The following is a 16,012-nucleotide window of genomic DNA, read 5'->3' on the forward strand; positions in this document are numbered from 1 at the left end:
ACTATAGGTGATCACGTGGGGTCCTGGTCCTACGAAGACGATCTTGTGGTGAGACTTCTTCTACCAGGACCCCACGCCCACACCTCTTCAGCCCCTCAGCCACCCCCACCCCACTGAGATCACCTCATTGAAATCGCGGAAGAACGGAAGGTGGCCCACCCCGTCAGGTGGGGGAGAGGGTGCGGTTGGTGGCGACCGGGAGGGCTGCCAGGCCGTGGATGATTGAGGTCGGGCGGCGGGTTGCCGCGCCCGCTCGGCGGAGGTGGGGGAGGCGGGTGGCCAGGGCTCGGAAGGCGACTTCGGCCTCCAGCCGGGCCAGCGGTGCTCCCAGGCAGTAGTGGACGCCCGAGGAGAAGGCCAGGTGGTCCGCGCGGTCCGGGCGGTCGAGGTCGAAGCGGTCCGGGTCCGGGTGGGCCGCCGGGTCGCGGCCCGCCGCGGCCAGCAGGGCCAGGACCGGCGTGTCCGCGGCCAGTCGGCGACCGGCCAGCTCCAGCGGTTCGTGCGCGATGCGCATGGTCATCTGGACCGGCGGGTCCCAGCGCAGCGTTTCCTCCACCACCGCTGGCGCCAGGTCGGGTTCGGCGCGCAGCCGCGCCCACTGGTCCGGGTTCCGCAGCAGCGCCAAGGTGCCGTTGCCGATCAGGTTCACCGTCGTCTCGAACCCGGCCACCAGCAGCAGGTCGCACAGCTGCACCAGCTCCGCGCCGGTGAGCTTGTCCTCGTCGAGCGCCGCGACCAGGTCGCTGACCACGTCCTCGCCGGGGTCGGCGCGGCGCTGCTCGATGAGCCGCTCGAACATCGCGTCGAGCTCGGCGAACGACTCGCGCATCTGCCGCAGGTGGCGGGTCGAGCGGACCCCGTCCAGCGCCCCCGCCAGCACCCGGCCGTGGTGCGCCAGCCGTTCGGCGTCCAGCGGCGGCAGCCCCAGCAGCTCGCAGATCACCCGGATCGGCAGCGGTCCGGCGAAGTCCCGGACCAGGTCGAACTCGCCGCGCTCGGCCACCCGGTCCAGCAGTTCGTCGGCGATCAGCTCGATGCGCTCCCGGTAGGTCTCCAGGCGGCGGGGCCGGAAGGCCGGGGCGGCGAGCTTGCGCAGCCGCGAGTGGTCGGGCGGGTCCAGCTCCAGCAGCGAGAGCTGCAGCTCGACGGCCGCCGCGGTCGGGTCGCCGTAGGAGCCGTCGCTGGTGCGCACGCCGAACCGCCGGTCGCGCAGCACCTCGTCGCAGAGCTGGTGCGTCGTCGCGACCAGCGCGCCCAGCTTGCTGCGCACCAGCGGCCCGCGGTCGCGCAGCTCCCGGTAGATCGGGTACGGGTCGTCCCGCCACGGCGCGTGCAGCAGGCGGGCGACCGGTTCACCGCGCTTGGCGAAGAACCAGGTCAGCGCCCCCTGTGCGATCAGCCGGGCGCCGAGGCCGAGCTCGGCGAACCGGCTCTGGCCGGTGCGGGCTTGCGAAGCGGACATCGGACCCCCTCGGCGACGTGGACCTGACTTCGAGGGAACCGCAGGACGGGCGCCGCGACAATGGGCCGATCAGCTCAGCGCTCACTCGTCGGTGCCCACGCAGAACTCGTTGCCCTCCGGGTCGGCCAGCACCGTCCAGGTCAGGCCGCAGGCGGAGTGCTCGCCCAGCACGGTCGCGCCCAGCCCGACGAGCCGCCGCACCTCCGCCTGCCGGTCGGCGGTGCTCAGGTCGACGTGGGCGCGGTTCTTCCCGGAACGGGGCTCGGGCACCCGCTGCAGCCCGACCCGCACACCGCCCGCCCGGTTCGGGGCGAGCATCACGAACTCGTCGGAGTCGAAGGAGACCGCGGTGTTCAGCGCGCGCGCCCAGAATTCGGCGAGGTCGCGCGGCGAAGCGCAGTCGATGGTCACCATGACGATGTCCGGGTTCATGGCCGCACGCTAGCGGCGTGCACCGACACCGGCCGCCGACCGGTAATCCGCTGGTGGTGGCCCCGGGGCCACTCGCTACCCTGCCCGTGACGAACCAGCCCGGATGAGGAGCCAGTAGCCGTGATCACGAGGATGTCGACGTTGTTCCTGCGTACCCTGCGCGAGGATCCGGCCGACGCCGAGGTGCCGAGCCACAAGCTGCTCGTCCGCGCCGGCTACGTCCGCCGGATCGCGCCGGGCATCTACTCCTGGCTGCCGCTGGGGCTGCGGGTGCTGCGCAAGATCGAAGAGGTCGTGCGCCAGGAGATGGACGCCATCGGGGGCCAGGAGATCCACCTGCCCGCGCTGCTGCCCAAGGAGCCCTACGACGCGACCAACCGCTGGACCGAGTACGGCCCGACGATGTTCCGGCTGAAGGACCGCAAGGGCGCCGAGTACGCGCTCGGCCCCACCCACGAGGAGCTGTTCGCGCTCACGGTCAAGGGCGAGTACAGCTCCTACAAGGACTACCCGGTCGTGCTGTACCAGATCCAGACCAAGTACCGGGACGAGGAGCGGCCGCGCGCGGGCATCCTGCGCGGGCGCGAGTTCGTGATGAAGGACTCCTACTCCTTCGACCTCGACGACGAGGGCCTGACCTCGGCCTACCAGCTGCACCGCGACGCCTACACCCGGATCTTCGACCGGCTCGGGCTGAACTACGTGATCGTGTCGGCCACCTCCGGCGCGATGGGCGGCTCGGCCTCCGAGGAGTTCCTGGCCGAGTGCGAGACCGGTGAGGACACCTTCGTGCGCAGCACGGAGTCCGGCTTCGCCGCCAACGTCGAGGCCGTGGTGACCCCGGCGCCGCCCGCCGAGCCGATCGAGGGCAAGCCCGCCGCGGCGGTGCACCACACGCCGAACACGCCGACCATCGAGACCCTGGTCGACTTCCTCAACGCCAACACCGACCGCAAGTTCACCGCGGCCGACACCCTGAAGAACGTGCTGGTCAAGACCCGCCAGCCGGGGGCGGAGGAGTGGGAGCTGCTGGCCGTCGGCGTGCCCGGCGACCGCGAGGTCGACATGAAGCGGCTGGAGGCCTCGCTGGAGCCCGCCGAGGTGGCGCTGCTGGAGGAGTCCGACTTCACCGCCAACCCGTTCCTGGTCAAGGGCTACATCGGCCCGAAGGCGCTGCAGGACAACGGGGTCCGCTACCTGGTCGACCCGCGGGTGGTCACCGGCACCGCGTGGGTGACCGGCGCGGACAAGACCGACCACCACGTGCTGGACCTGGTGTGCGGCCGGGACTTCACCCCGGACGGCACCATCGAGGCCGCCGAGGTCCGCGAGGGCGACCCGTCGCCGGACGGCAAGGGCACCCTGGTCGCCGCGCGCGGCATCGAGATCGGCCACATCTTCCAGCTCGGCCGCAAGTACGCCGACGCGTTCGGGCTGGACGCGCTGGGCCAGGACGGCAAGCCGAAGCGGATCACCATGGGCTCCTACGGCGTCGGCGTGTCCCGCCTGGTCGCCGTGATCGCCGAGCAGAGCCACGACGAGCAGGGCCTGGTCTGGCCGCGCGAGGTGGCCCCGGCCGACGTGCACGTGGTCATCGCGGGCAAGGACGAGAGCATCTGGGAGCGCGGCGAGGCGATCGCCGCCGAGCTCGACGCGGCCGGGGTGCAGGTGATCCTGGACGACCGGACGGTCTCGCCGGGCGTGAAGTTCGCCGACTCCGAGCTGCTCGGCGTGCCGACGATCCTGGTAGTGGGCAAGGGCCTGACCCGGGGCGTCGTCGAGGTCCGCGACCGCCGCTCCGGCGACCGCGCGGAGGTCGAGGTGGACAACGCCGTCGCGCACGTCGTCGACGTGGTGCGCGGCTGAGCGCAGCTCACGTCGCGGAGCCCCCCGGGGACCGGTTCCCCGGGGGGCTCCGCGCTGCCAGCGGCACCGCCAGCAGTCGGCTCGGGGCGAGCCCGAACATCGCGTGGAACACCGAGCTGAAGTGCGGCGGGCTCGCGAAACCGGCGGTGATGTGCGCGGCTGCGGCGAGCATCCGCGCCCACAGTCGGTGTCGCCTTGAACAGCCGCAGCAGCCTACGCGCTCAGCGTTGCTTCTGAAGCGATCTCGCCGGGGCCGGGCGCTCCTGCTGAGCTCACGACACGGCGGTGAGCACGGCTTCGGTGTCGGCCAGGTCCGGCAGGACGGCGTGGGCACCGGCGGCGCGGAGCTCGGCTTCGGTGCTGCTGCCGGTGGCCACGCCCACCGCGACCGCGCCGAAGCGCAGCGCGCCTGCGACGTCGTGGGGCGTGTCGCCGACGACCACGACGGAGTCGGGCGCGATCGCCGTGCCGTGCCGGTCGGCGGCCTTGGTGACGGAGTCGGCGATCAGGTCGTGGCGGTGCACCGAACCGGCGCCGAACCCGCCGATCTCGAAGTCCACGTGGTGGTGCAGGTCGAAGGACTCGAGCTTGTGGAACGCCACCTCGGCGAGGTTCCCGGTCACCAGGGTCTGCACGAACCCCGGCTCCAGCGACAGCGCCTTCAGCGCTTGAGCCGCCCCGGGCAGCGCGCTGCCGCGCTCCGCCAGCTCGTCCCGGGTCTCGGCGACCGCGCTGGTCAGCGCGGCGAACATGGCCGCGATCGTGGCCTCGTCGGCGGGCACGCCGTGGTTCTCCAGGACGTCGGTGGTGATCGCCAGCTCGGTGCGCCCGGCGGTGTCGGGCATCTGCTCCAACGTCCGCCCCGTCACCGCCGCCAGCGCCTGCCGGTACCAGCGGGACCCGAAGCCCCGAGCGTCGACGAGCGTCAGATCGATGTCCCACAGCACGAGTCGCGTCACGGCGCCCATCGTGCCAGCCCGCCGACCCCGCGTCAGGACGTCAGCTCGCCGCGGGCGGTCTCGGGCACCACCGCCATCCCCACCACGGTGAGCGCCAGGCAGCCGATCAGCAGGACCACCACCGGCGTCGGCGACGCCGTGGCCCGCAGCAGCGCGGTGCCCGCCAGCGGCGCCGCCGCACCGGCCAGCACGGTCGCCGCCTGGTAGCCCAGCGACACCCCGGAGTACCGCACCGAGGTTCCGAAGAGCTCGGCGTAGAAAGCGGATTGCGCCCCGGTCAACGTCCCGTGCAGCAGCAGGCCGACGGCCACCGCCAGGAACACCAGGGCCGACTCGCGGCTGGCCACCAGCGGGAAGAACACCACCGTCCACAGTGCACAGATCAGGGCCGCGCCGATCGCCACCGGGCGGCGGCCCAACCGGTCCGACAGCGCGCCACCGGCCAGCATCGCCAGCGCCTGCACCAGCGATCCGACGGTGACCGCAGCGGTCGTGACCGCCGCGGGCAACCCGATGCTGCCCGCGTACACCAGCAGGAAGATGGTGAACACGTAGAACGCCGCGTTCTCGCCGACGCGCGCGGCGAAGGCCGCGAACACCTCGCGCGGGTACCGCCGCAACGCCTCCAGCACCGGTGCCCGCGCCTCGCGGCGCTGCTCGGCGACGGCCCGGAACAGCGGCGACTCGGCGACCCGCAACCGGACCCACAAACCGACGACGACCAGCAGGATCGACGCCAGGAACGGGATCCGCCAGCCCCAGGACGCGTACTGCCCGGCCGTCGTGCTCCCGGCCACCGCCGCGAGCGCGGCCGTGGCCAGCAGGTTGCCCAGCGGCCCGCCGGTCTGCGGCCACGCGGTCCAGAAACCGCGCCGCGCCGGGGGCCCGTGCTCGGCGACCAGCAGCACAGCGCCGCCGAACTCACCGCCGAGGGCGAAGCCCTGCACGAGCCTGAGCGCCGTCAGCAAGAGCGGCGCGGCGACGCCGATCTGGTGGTAGCCCGGCAGCAGGCCGATCAGCACCGACGCCGAACCCATCAGCACCAGGCTGATCACCAGCAGCCGCTTGCGCCCCACCCGGTCGCCGAAGTGCCCGAACACCAGTCCGCCCAGCGGTCGGGCGGCGAACCCGACGGCGTAGGTCACCAGCGCCAGCAGCACGCCGAGCAGTCCCTCGTCGTGCGGGAAGAAGACCGGGCCGAACACGGTCGCCGCGGCCGCGCCGTAGAGGAAGAAGTCGTAGAACTCGACCGTCGTCCCGACCACGCCCGCGGACACCACCCGGCCGAGCCGCCGGTTCCGCACTGTCGTCGTCACGAGCGCAAAGCGTGCGCGCGCGAACACGCACCGCGCAAGATCTGCCCCGGATTCGTCCACTTCCGGCCACGCCACCCTGCGGAAAGGCCGCCGCCCGGAGCGGTGCCAATTTCGCGCGAGATCGGCGCGGCGGAGCGTCAGCCGGGGAGGAAGCTCAGGCGGACGCGGCGGACCGGGTTGTCCACATTGGTGTCCACCAGGCACACCGACTGCCAGGTGCCCAGCGCCATCCGCCCGCCCAGCACCGGGATCGACGCGTACGGCGGGACGACGGCGGGCAGCACGTGGTCCCGGCCGTGACCGCGCGAGCCGTGGCGGTGCTGCCAGCGGTCGTCCTTGGGCAGCAGGTCGCGCAGCGCCGCGAGCAGGTCGTCGTCGCTGCCCGCGCCGGTCTCGATGATCGCCAGCCCGGCGGTCGCGTGCGGCACCCAGACGTTGAGCAGACCGTCCTCGGCCCCGGCCGAGCGCAGGAACCGCTCGCACTCGGCGCCCAGGTCGTAGACGACCTCCACGGATCCGGTGCGGACCTCGATCTCCTCGCTGTGCATGGCCCCACCGTATTACGGCCCCGCCCCGGCGCACGGCGCGACTGATCTGCTCCCGGCCGTTCCGGAACCGGCCGGTCCGGTGCGAGGATGCGGGGATGCGAGAGGCATTCGGCGCGGAGTTCGAGGTCCCGGACGGCTACCTCAACACCGCCAGCATCGGCGTCCCGCCCGCCGCGGCGGCCCGCGCGGTCGCCGAGTCGGTGCGCAGGTGGGGCAGCGGGCTGGACCGGCCCGGGGACTTCGAACCCGCCGTGGCCACCGCCCGCGCGGCCTTCGCCCGGCTGATCGGGACCGCCGCGGACCGGGTGGCGATCGGCACCACCGCGTCCCAGCTCATCGGGCTCGTCGCGGCCGGGCTCCCGGACGGCGCGCGGGTGCTGGTCGCCGAGGGCGACTTCACCAGCGTGCTCTTCCCGTTCGCCGCGCAGCGGGACCGCGGGGTGCGGGTGACCGAGGTGGAGCTGGGGGAGATCGCCGCGCACGCCGCTGACCACGACGTCGTCGCGGTCAGCGTGGTGCAGTCCAGCGACGGCCGCACCGTCGACCTGGAGGCGCTGCGGAAGGTGGCCGAGACCACCTCGACGCGGGTGCTGCTCGACGCCACCCAGGCGGTCGGCTGGTTGCCGCTGCGGCTCGACTGGGCGGACTGGGTGGTCAGCGCGGCCTACAAGTGGCTCATGTCGCCGCGCGGCGCCGCCTGGCTCGCGATCCACCCCGACGCGCCGGAGATCCGCCCCAGCAGCGCCAACTGGTACGCCGGTGAGGACCCGTGGGAGACCACCTACGGGCTGCCCCTGCGGCTGGCCGGGGACGCCCGCGCGCTCGACCTCTCGCCGACCTGGTTCTCCCACGTCGGCGCGGCCGCCGCGCTGGACTGGCTGACCGGTCTGGACATGGCCGAGGTCGCGGCGCACTGCACCGGCCTGGCCGACGAGTTCCTGGCCCGCCTGGGCCTGCCGCCCGCCGGGTCCGCGATCGTCTCGGTGCAGGCCCCCGACGCCGTGGCCAAGCTCACCGCGGCCGGGGTCTCCTGCGCGGTGCGCGCGGGCCGCGCACGCCTGGCGTTCCACCTGTACAACACCCGCGCGGACGTCGAGATGGCGGTCCGCGCGCTGGGGGGAACGTCCGGGGTGTCCGTCTCGTAATCCGCAACCGCTACCGTTGGTTTCCGTGCCCGACCGAAGAGGTGCGCCCGAGGACATGACGGGTGAACAAGCTGACACGCAGCGTGAAACCGCTCCGCTCCGCCGCGACAATTCGTGGATACAGCCGGACCGGGCACCGGTGGACCCCGGGCCGGGGCAGACCACCAGACCCGTCTTTGCCCCGCCGGCCCAGCAGGCGCCGCGCCCGGTGCACTCGCAGACGAACCCGCCGGTGCACTCGCAGACCAACCCGCCCGCGTACCAGCAGCCCTACCAGCAGGCGGGCCCGCCGCAGCCGACCAACCCGCCGGTGCGCCCGTCGGCGAACCCGGCGACCAGTCGGCAGCCCGCGCCCGGGCCGCCGCCGTCCGGCAAGCGGATCACGCCGATGGGCTGGCTCGCGCGCGGTGCCGGGCTGTTCGCCATCTCCGTGGTGTCCGGGCTGGTCTGGCTGGCGGTCAAGCCGGAGCCGCCCGAGCCGGAGGGGCCGCCGCCGCTGGCGGTGAAGTACGACTTCAAGCCGATCCGCCGCGAGGAGGGCTTCCGCGGCTGCCAGAACGTCTCGGACTACAAGGTCCAGCAGTTCTTCCAGAACGAGGAGTGCGAGCACCTCACCCGCGCCCTGTACGACACCACGCTGCCGGACGGCAGCCGGGTGCTGACCTCGATCGTCACCGTGCTGATGCCCGACGCGGACAGCGCGCGGCGGCTCGACGAGCTGCTCACGCGGGACAACACCGGCAACATCCGGGACCTGGTCGACGACGGCAGCAACGACACCAAGGACCTGCCGGACCTCGTGGACAAGGCGTACGCCTCCGGCCGCCAGGACCGCCTGGTGGTGATCGGAGACTCGGCCTACTACGACAAGGAGACGCCGAAGAACGACCTGGCCCTGCTCGACGTCTCGGAGGAGGCGCTCAAGCTCGGCTGGCCGCAGGACCAGCAGAAGCCGGGCTGAGCCGCTCTCGTGCGCGGCGATGGTCGCAAGAACGACCGCCGCCGCGCACGAACGTCACGCCTGGCCGGGGAAGGCCTGCGCGGCCGGTTGCTGCCCGACGGTCAGGCGCCAGCGCGTGGCGCGGGTCGCCGAGGTGGTCAGGCCGTCCAGCGCGGTGCCGCGCAGCCCGGGGTCCTCGGTGTTCTCCAGCACCGAGCGCCAGCCGACCTGGCAGTCCGCCTCCGCCTTGATCAGCAGGTCGATCGCGGACTTCTGGTCGGTCACCCGCGCGCCCACGTCGTACGCGGGCTGCGGCGACGGCGGGGTCTGCCCCGCGCCGCGGATCACCTTCTCCGCGACGTCGCGCAGCCTGCGGTGCTGCTCCGCGGCGTCGTCGATCGCATGGCGCACCCGGGTCTCACCGACGTACGCGGTCGCCAGGCCGTACACCCACACCGCCGCGTGCTCCGCACCGAGGGCGCTGCGCAGCGCGTTGCCCGCCTCGTCCGAGAGATCGGTCACCCCAACACCTCCAGCAGGCTCGCGCAGCTCGCCGAGATCGACCCCACCAGTCCGGCCCGGTAGCGGTCCGGCACCGCGGGCACGAGCGCCGCAGCCCGGTCCCGGGCCCCGGCCAGCGCATCGGCGAGCGCCTTCGACGCCGCGCTGGCCGACCCCGGCGCCTGCTGCGGCGGTGCCTCCGGCACCGACGGCGGGTCCTCGGGGTCGCGCGGGTTGACGCGGTCGATCTCCTGCTGCAGGGCGTCCGCGTGGGTGCTGCGCGCGGTGGCGATCTCGTTGGCCGCGTCGGCCAGCTCCGCGTGCGCCTGCGCCACCGCCCTGGCCAGCTGCGCGTCCGACTTCGCCGCGTTCGCCAGCGCCAGCAGCTCGTCGGGCTCGTCGGGCGCGGTGCTGCACGCCGTGGTCAGCGCGGCGACGACCGGGGTTGCCGCGATCAACCGCAGCACGCTGCGCCGCCCCAGCACGGACCGGGCTCGCGAGGGGGATTCCACGCCGACCTATCCTGCCAGGCGACCAGGTGGCCCGGCGTCCGGGCACTGGCCCGGCCTGATCCGCTCGGTCCCGGCACGATCCGCCGATCGTAGTGATCCCACGGCGCGCTCGGGTGCGGACGGACGCGATACCCTGGGCGACCGCGACCAGCACGTGCAGCACTGGTCGCCGACCCGCGCGCGCCGACCGGTGCCGCGCCTCCGCCAGGTCTTCACGGACCGCGATCGAAACTTGGGAGTGCCAACGTGTCCAGCCCGCCGCGTGGTGAGATCACCGCGCAGCTGGAGCCCGTCGTAGCCGAGGCCGTGGCTCGGATGGGCTTCGACCTGGAGGAACTCGGCGTGCAGCAGGCCGGCCGCCGTCGCCTGGTCAAGGTCGTCATCGACTCCGACGACGGGGTCGGGCTCGACGACATCTCCGGCGTCAGCCGGGAGGTCTCGAAGGTGCTGGACGCGCACGAGCACGTCCTGGCCGGGTCCTACACGCTCGAGGTCACCTCGCCGGGCGTGGACCGGCCGCTGATCCGTCCGCGGCACTGGCGCCGGGCCCGCTACCGCCTGGTCAAGCTCCGGCTGGCCGACGGCGAGCAGCTGGTGGCCCGCGCCGGGGAAGCCGATGATGACGGTGTCACCGTGCTGGTGGGCGGTGAACTGCGCCGGTTGGCCTACCGCGACGTGGAGCGCGCGGTGGTCGAGGTGGAATTCCAGCAGCCACCGGCGGAGGATTTGGTCAAGCTGGAGCGGGCTGCGGGCGGCGTTTCCCAGCAGGGGGACGACCGGGAAGACACGGAGGAGTCGAGGTGAACGTCGACATCGCGGCGCTGCGTGCGATCGAACGCGACAAGGACATCCCGTTCGAGACGGTCCTGGAAGCGATCGAATCGGCACTGCTCACCGCATACCGCCACACCGAGGGGCACCAGCCGCACGCCCGGGTGGAGGTGGACCGCAAGACCGGCGTCGTGCGGGTCATCGCGCACACCTTGGCCGCCGACGGCAGTGTGCAGGAGGAATGGGACGACACCCCGGAGGGCTTCGGGCGGATCGCGGCGACCACCGCGCGGCAGGTCATCCTGCAGCGGTTGCGCGACGCCGAGCACGAGCGCACCTTCGGCGAGTTCTCCACCAAGGAGGGGGAGATCCTCGGCGGTGTCATCCAGCGCGACGCGCGGGCGAACTCGCGCGGCATGGTCATCGTGCAGGTCGGCGACAGCGAGGGCGTGATCCCGGCCGCCGAGCAGGTGCCGGGGGAGAACTACGAGCACGGCACCCGGATCAAGTGCTACGTCTACGGCGTCTCGCGCAGCGCGCGCGGCCCGCAGATCTCGCTGTCCCGGACGCACCCGAACCTGGTGCGGCGGCTGTTCGCGCTGGAGGTCCCGGAGATCGCCGACGGCACCGTGGAGATCCCCGCGGTGGCCCGCGAGGCCGGGCACCGCTCCAAGATCGCGGTGCGCTCGACCGTCCCCGGCGTCAACGCGAAGGGCGCCTGCATCGGCCCGATGGGCGCGCGGGTGCGCAACGTGATGAGCGAGCTGGGCGGCGAGAAGATCGACATCATCGACTACTCGGACGACCCGGCGACCTTCGTCGGCAACGCGCTGTCGCCGGCCAAGGTGGTCTCGGTGGAGGTCGTCGACGAGCGCACCAAGACCGCGCGGGTGGTCGTGCCGGACTTCCAGCTCTCGCTGGCGATCGGCAAGGAGGGGCAGAACGCCCGGCTGGCCGCGCGGCTGACCGGGTGGCGCATCGACATCCGGAGTGACGCGGACCCCACCACGAGCGCCGCCCCAGCGCACCCGGCAGATCTGGACCCCGCGGTGGACGGTGTGCAGACCGCGGGTTCGGCCGAGTGACGTCGTCGGGTTAGAATCGATGGCAGGCTGACGCGAGGGGAGCAACAATCCGCACACGTGTGTCCGGCGAGCACGGCGAGAGCCGTGGGCCGGTGCGTACCTGCGTGGGATGTCGCACCCGCACGTCGCCAGCTGAGCTGCTGCGCGTGGTCGCCGAGGGCGACGGGGTCCCCGTCGCCGTTCCCGATCCGCGACGTCGGCGGCCGGGCCGGGGAGCCTGGTTGCACCCCGATCCGGCATGCCTGCGTCTGGCCGAGCGGCGCCGGGCGTTTCCGCGCGCACTCCGCGTGCGGGGATCTCTCGACACCTCAGCCGTGCACGAGCACGTCGGTACCGGGCAACCGCAGCACGCAGCTCACGACAGGACCGACGCGGGATCCGTCCCGCGCCAGGCAGCTGAAGGAAAGCAGGTCGACCCGTCATGAATCAGCCGTGAAGCTGAAGCCATGAACGCGCATCGGCGATAGGACGAGGTCGAGCGGGACTGCCGCCCGGCCTCACCCAGATGAGGAGAGCAGTGGCAGGCAAGGCCCGCGTACATGAGCTCGCCAAAGAGCTCGGTGTTACCAGCAAGGAAGTTCTGAACAAGCTCGCCGAGCAGGGCGAGTACGTCAAGTCTGCGTCGTCCACCGTGGAGGCCCCGGTGGCCCGCAGGCTGCGCGATGCGCTCAACAAGTCGTCCAAGAAGGGCGACGGCGGCAAGCCCGCTCCGGCCGAGCCCAAGTCGGCGCGCCCGGACTCGGCCGTGCCGAAGCCGGGCCCGAAGCCCGGCCCGCGGCCCGAGGCTCCCGCCGCGGAGCGTCCCAAGCCGGGCCCCAAGCCCGGTCCGAAGCCCGGCCCCCGGCAGCCCGAACCGCAGGCCAAGCCCGCGGAACCGGCCCCGGCCGCGAAGGCCGAGCCGAAGCAGGCGCCCAAGCCGGGTCCGAAGCCGGGCCCGAAGCCCGGTGGCGACGCGGACGGCGGAGTCGTCCCGCCGCGCCCGAAGGCGCCCAAGCCCGGCCCGCGCCAGCCGCGCGTCGGCAACAACCCGTTCGGCGTGGGCAGCGGTGCGCCGCAGCAGCGCCCGCCGCGCCCGGGGCCCGGTCCCCGGCAGGGCGGTGGCCAGGGCGGCCCCGGCCGTCAGGGCGGCGAGCGCCGGCAGGGCGGCGGCCAGGGTGCCGGTACCGCTCCGGCCGGTGGCAACGCCCCGCGCGGTGAGGGCGGTCCGCGCCCGAACCCGGGCATGATGCCCCCGCGTCCGAACCCCGGCATGATGCCGCCCCGTCCGCCCCGCGCCGGTGGCGGTCCCGGCGGTGGCCGCGGCGGCGGTCGCGGTGGCCCCGGTGGTGGCGGTCGTCCGGGCGGCGGTGGCCGTCCCGGCGGTGGTGGCGGCGGCTTCCGCGGTGGTGGCGGCGGCGGTGCGCCCGGTGGCGCTCCGGCCGGTGGTGGCTTCCGCGGTCGTCCCGGCGGCGGTGGCCGTCCGGGCGGTCCCGGTGGCCGCGGCGGTGCGGCCGGTGCGTTCGGCCGTCCCGGTGGTCCCGCGAAGCGCGGCCGCAAGTCGAAGCGGCAGAAGCGCCAGGAGTACATGGAGAACATGCAGGCGCCGTCGGTCGGCGGCGTCCGCCTCCCGCGCGGCAACGGCGAGACCGTTCGCCTGCGCCGCGGTGCTTCGCTGACCGACTTCGCCGAGAAGATCAACGCCAACCCGGCCTCGCTGGTGCAGGCGATGTTCCACCTCGGCGAGATGGTCACCGCGACCCAGTCGGTCTCCGACGAGGTGCTGGAGCTCCTCGGCCAGGAGATGAACTACAAGGTCGAGATGGTCTCGCCGGAGGACGAGGACCGGGAGCTGCTGGAGTCCTTCGACATCAGCTACGGCGACCCGGGCAGCTCCGACGAGGAGCTGGCGGCCCGTCCGCCGGTGGTGACCGTGATGGGTCACGTCGACCACGGCAAGACCCGGCTGCTGGACACCATCCGGAAGTCGAACGTGCAGGCCGGCGAGGCGGGCGGCATCACCCAGCACATCGGCGCCTACCAGGTCGTCACCGAGCTGGAGGGCGTCGAGCGCCCGATCACCTTCATCGACACCCCGGGTCACGAGGCGTTCACCGCCATGCGTGCCCGCGGTGCCAAGTCGACGGACATCGCCGTGCTGGTGGTGGCCGCGGACGACGGCGTCATGCCGCAGACGGTGGAGGCGATCAACCACGCCCAGGCGGCCGGTGTGCCGATCGTGGTCGCGGTCAACAAGATCGACGTCGAGGGTGCGAACCCGGACAAGATCCGCCAGCAGCTGACCGAGTACAACCTGGTCGCCGAGGAGTACGGCGGCGAGACCATGTTCGTCGACATCTCGGCGAAGCAGGGCACCAACATCGACAGCCTGCTCGAGGCGATCCTGCTCACCGCGGACGCCACGCTGGACCTGCGGGCCAACCCGAAGATGTCCGCGCAGGGCGTGGCCATCGAGGCGCACCTGGACCGCGGTCGCGGCCCGGTGGCCACGGTGCTGGTGCAGCGCGGCACGCTCCGCGTCGGCGACTCGGTGGTCGCCGGGGACGCCTACGGTCGCGTCCGCCGGATGATCAACGAGAACGACGAGGACGTCCCCGAGGCGCTGCCGTCGCGGCCGGTGCAGGTCATCGGCTTCACGTCGGTGCCGGGCGCGGGTGACACCTTCCTGGTGGTCGACGAGGACCGGGTGGCGCGGCAGATCGCCGACCGCCGCGGGGCTCGCATCCGGGAGGCGCAGAACGCGGCCAAGCGCAAGCGGGTCAGCCTCGAGGACCTGGACAAGGTGCTCAAGGAGACCAACCAGCTGAACCTGATCATCAAGGGCGACAACTCGGGTACCGTCGAGGCGCTCGAGGAATCCCTGATGAAGATCGAGGTCGGCGACGAGGTCGAGCTGCGGGTCATCCACCGCGGCGTCGGTGGCATCAACGAGTCCGACATCAACCTGGCCACCGCGGAGAACACCATCGTCCTGGGCTTCAACGTCCGGGCCGAGGGCAAGGCGGCCGAGGTCGCCAACCGCGAGGGCGTGGAGATCCGGTACTACTCGGTGATCTACCGGGCCATCGAGGACATCGAGCAGGCGCTCAAGGGCATGCTCAAGCCCGAGTTCGAAGAGGTCGAGCTGGGCAAGGCCGAGGTCCGCGAGGTCTTCAAGTCCTCCAAGGTCGGCACCATCGCCGGTTGCATGGTCACCGAGGGCATCATCAAGCGCAACGCCAAGGCGCGCCTGCTGCGGGACAACGTGGTGGTCGCCGAGAACCTCAGCGTCAACTCGCTGCGCCGGTTCAAGGACGACGCCACCGAGGTCCGCGAGGGCTTCGAGTGCGGTCTGACCCTGGGGTCGTACAGCGACATCAAGGTCGGCGACGTGATCGAGCCCTACGAGATGCGCGAGAAGCCGCGCGACTGAGCCGCAGCGCGCAGGGGGTCGTCGACCGGCGGCCCCCTGCGTTCGCGGTGGGGAACCCATGTACGTCGGTGTGCTCGAACTGGACCTGCTGCTCGGTGACGTCCACTCGCTGAAGCAGAAGCGCGCCGTGGTGCGGCCCGTGGTGGCCGAGCTGCGGCGGCGCTTCGAGGTCGCCGTCTCCGAGGCGGGCAACCAGGACCTGTACCGCCGCGCGCTGGTCGGCGTCGCGGCGGTGTCCGGCGATGCCGCGCACGTGCGCGAAGTGCTGGACGCCTGCGAGCGGCTGGTCGCCGCGCGCCCCGAACTGGAACTGCTCTCGGCCCGGCAGCGCATGCTCGGCCCGGAGGACTGAAGTCCGGATCCACCCCGGGGAGAACCGCGCTCGGCACCGCTGCAAGAACTGAATCGAAACTTTCCCGAAGGAGGTGCGCCGTGGCTGATGCGCCGCGCGCCCGCCGGCTCGCCAAGCGGATCGCCCAGATCGTCGCGTCCGGGCTGGAATACGAGGTGAAGGACCCGCGCCTGGCGATGGTGACCATCACCGACGCCAGGGTCACGCCCGATCTGCGGGACGCCACCGTCTACTACACGGTCTTCGGCGACGACGCGGACTACGCCTCGACCGCCGCCGCGCTGGCCAGCGCGACCGGGGTGCTGCGCTCCCGCGTCGGCCAGCAGACCGGCGTGCGGTTCACCCCCACGCTGACGTTCGTCGCGGACACCGTGCCGGACAACGCCCGGCGGATGGAGGAGCTGCTCGCCAAGGCCAAGGAGGCCGACGCGGAGGTGGCCCGGCTGGCGTCCGGCGCGGAGCACGCCGGGGACGCCGACCCGTACCGGACCAGCACCGACGATGACGAGCCCGACACCGACGGTGCGGAACCGGAGGCGTTTTCCGAGGCCGATGTGCGGCGTGGGCCACAGAGTGGTTGAGTCGCAGCGCAGCATCAGGTGCGTTGTGCACGGGTGGCCGCAGTGGCCGCCCATGCCGTGGAGGTGAACCTGTGCGCGGGCAACCCGAAGCAGAGGGGCCGGGCGACCGGTCCGCAGCCGTTGCGGACCCGGT

Annotated in this window: 17 protein-coding genes; 9 read left to right on the forward strand and 8 right to left on the reverse strand. The window is 72.8% G+C overall.

All coding sequences use genetic code 11. The features are described from left to right. Positions 1-163: 163 nt before the first annotated feature. Together F1721_RS19980 and F1721_RS19985 are read right to left on the reverse strand one after the other, a co-directional pair. On the reverse strand, positions 164-1,462 hold the full coding sequence (locus tag F1721_RS19980; RefSeq protein WP_150068267.1) for a cytochrome P450: 1,299 nt from the start codon (positions 1,460-1,462) through the stop codon (positions 164-166). A gap of 81 nt (positions 1,463-1,543) precedes the next feature. Next, on the reverse strand, positions 1,544-1,894 hold the full coding sequence (locus tag F1721_RS19985; protein WP_150068268.1) for a VOC family protein: 351 nt from the start codon (positions 1,892-1,894) through the stop codon (positions 1,544-1,546). A 120-nt stretch (positions 1,895-2,014) separates the two neighbouring features. Here F1721_RS19985 and F1721_RS19990 point away from each other — a divergent pair, with 120 nt between their 5' ends. Continuing rightward, the gene (locus tag F1721_RS19990; RefSeq protein ID WP_150068269.1) at positions 2,015-3,760 is read left to right on the forward strand and encodes a proline--tRNA ligase; all 1,746 of its coding nucleotides are present in this window, start codon (positions 2,015-2,017) and stop codon (positions 3,758-3,760) included. Between the two features lie 7 nt (positions 3,761-3,767). On the opposite strand, the gene F1721_RS19995 is transcribed toward F1721_RS19990, so the two are convergent. From F1721_RS19995 to F1721_RS20010, 4 genes are all read right to left on the reverse strand, one after another. After that, a complete protein-coding gene (locus tag F1721_RS19995) occupies positions 3,768-3,932 on the reverse strand; it encodes a helix-turn-helix domain-containing protein (RefSeq protein ID WP_211840541.1) in 165 nt (54 codons plus the stop codon). A 100-nt stretch (positions 3,933-4,032) separates the two neighbouring features. Then, complete coding sequence (locus tag F1721_RS20000; RefSeq protein WP_170301543.1) at positions 4,033-4,728, reverse strand: haloacid dehalogenase-like hydrolase; 696 nt, start codon at positions 4,726-4,728, stop codon at positions 4,033-4,035. Positions 4,729-4,751: 23 nt separating this feature from the next. Continuing rightward, positions 4,752-6,035 carry an MFS transporter gene (locus F1721_RS20005; RefSeq protein ID WP_170301544.1) on the reverse strand — a complete coding sequence of 428 codons (1,284 nt, stop codon included), beginning with the start codon at positions 6,033-6,035 and terminating at the stop codon, positions 4,752-4,754. Between the two features lie 137 nt (positions 6,036-6,172). After that, the gene (locus tag F1721_RS20010; RefSeq protein WP_150068271.1) at positions 6,173-6,583 is read right to left on the reverse strand and encodes a YjbQ family protein; all 411 of its coding nucleotides are present in this window, start codon (positions 6,581-6,583) and stop codon (positions 6,173-6,175) included. Positions 6,584-6,678: 95 nt separating this feature from the next. Here F1721_RS20010 and F1721_RS20015 point away from each other — a divergent pair, with 95 nt between their 5' ends. Both F1721_RS20015 and F1721_RS20020 read left to right on the forward strand, forming a co-directional pair. Then, the gene (locus tag F1721_RS20015) at positions 6,679-7,728 is read left to right on the forward strand and encodes an aminotransferase class V-fold PLP-dependent enzyme (protein ID WP_150068272.1); all 1,050 of its coding nucleotides are present in this window, start codon (positions 6,679-6,681) and stop codon (positions 7,726-7,728) included. Positions 7,729-7,936: 208 nt separating this feature from the next. Next, positions 7,937-8,689, forward strand: coding sequence for a hypothetical protein (locus F1721_RS20020; protein WP_246155191.1), 753 nt, complete (start codon positions 7,937-7,939; stop codon positions 8,687-8,689). 54 nt (positions 8,690-8,743) lie between these two features. Here the strand turns inward: F1721_RS20020 and F1721_RS20025 are convergent, their stop codons facing one another. Both F1721_RS20025 and F1721_RS20030 read right to left on the reverse strand, forming a co-directional pair. Continuing rightward, positions 8,744-9,190, reverse strand: coding sequence for a ferritin-like domain-containing protein (locus F1721_RS20025; protein ID WP_150068274.1), 447 nt, complete (start codon positions 9,188-9,190; stop codon positions 8,744-8,746). Next, complete coding sequence (locus tag F1721_RS20030) at positions 9,187-9,681, reverse strand: hypothetical protein (protein WP_150068275.1); 495 nt, start codon at positions 9,679-9,681, stop codon at positions 9,187-9,189. Before F1721_RS20030 ends, F1721_RS20025 begins: the two co-directional genes overlap by 4 nt. Positions 9,682-9,927: 246 nt before the next feature. Here F1721_RS20030 and rimP point away from each other — a divergent pair, with 246 nt between their 5' ends. The 6 genes from rimP to rbfA all read left to right on the forward strand — a co-directional run bounded on the left by rimP (position 9,928) and on the right by rbfA (position 15,879). Further along, the gene (gene rimP, locus F1721_RS20035; protein WP_150068276.1) at positions 9,928-10,485 is read left to right on the forward strand and encodes a ribosome maturation factor RimP; all 558 of its coding nucleotides are present in this window, start codon (positions 9,928-9,930) and stop codon (positions 10,483-10,485) included. Then, entirely contained in the window at positions 10,482-11,537 is a 1,056-nt protein-coding gene (gene nusA / locus F1721_RS20040; protein WP_150068277.1) for a transcription termination factor NusA, read from the forward strand. Before rimP ends, nusA begins: the two co-directional genes overlap by 4 nt. Positions 11,538-11,683: 146 nt before the next feature. Continuing rightward, a complete protein-coding gene (locus F1721_RS20045; protein ID WP_246155192.1) occupies positions 11,684-11,962 on the forward strand; it encodes a DUF448 domain-containing protein in 279 nt (92 codons plus the stop codon). A 92-nt stretch (positions 11,963-12,054) separates the two neighbouring features. Beyond that, positions 12,055-14,946, forward strand: a complete 2,892-nt coding sequence (infB, locus tag F1721_RS20050) for a translation initiation factor IF-2 (protein ID WP_150068279.1) — start codon at positions 12,055-12,057, stop codon at positions 14,944-14,946. 58 nt (positions 14,947-15,004) lie between these two features. Continuing rightward, positions 15,005-15,298 carry a DUF503 domain-containing protein gene (locus F1721_RS20055; protein ID WP_150068280.1) on the forward strand — a complete coding sequence of 98 codons (294 nt, stop codon included), beginning with the start codon at positions 15,005-15,007 and terminating at the stop codon, positions 15,296-15,298. An 80-nt stretch (positions 15,299-15,378) separates the two neighbouring features. After that, positions 15,379-15,879: a 30S ribosome-binding factor RbfA gene (rbfA, locus tag F1721_RS20060; RefSeq protein ID WP_150068281.1), complete on the forward strand. Its 501-nt coding sequence runs from the start codon at positions 15,379-15,381 to the stop codon at positions 15,877-15,879. Positions 15,880-16,012: the final 133 nt, after the last annotated feature.

Source organism: Saccharopolyspora hirsuta (assembly GCF_008630535.1).
Classification (GTDB): domain Bacteria; phylum Actinomycetota; class Actinomycetes; order Mycobacteriales; family Pseudonocardiaceae; genus Saccharopolyspora; species Saccharopolyspora hirsuta.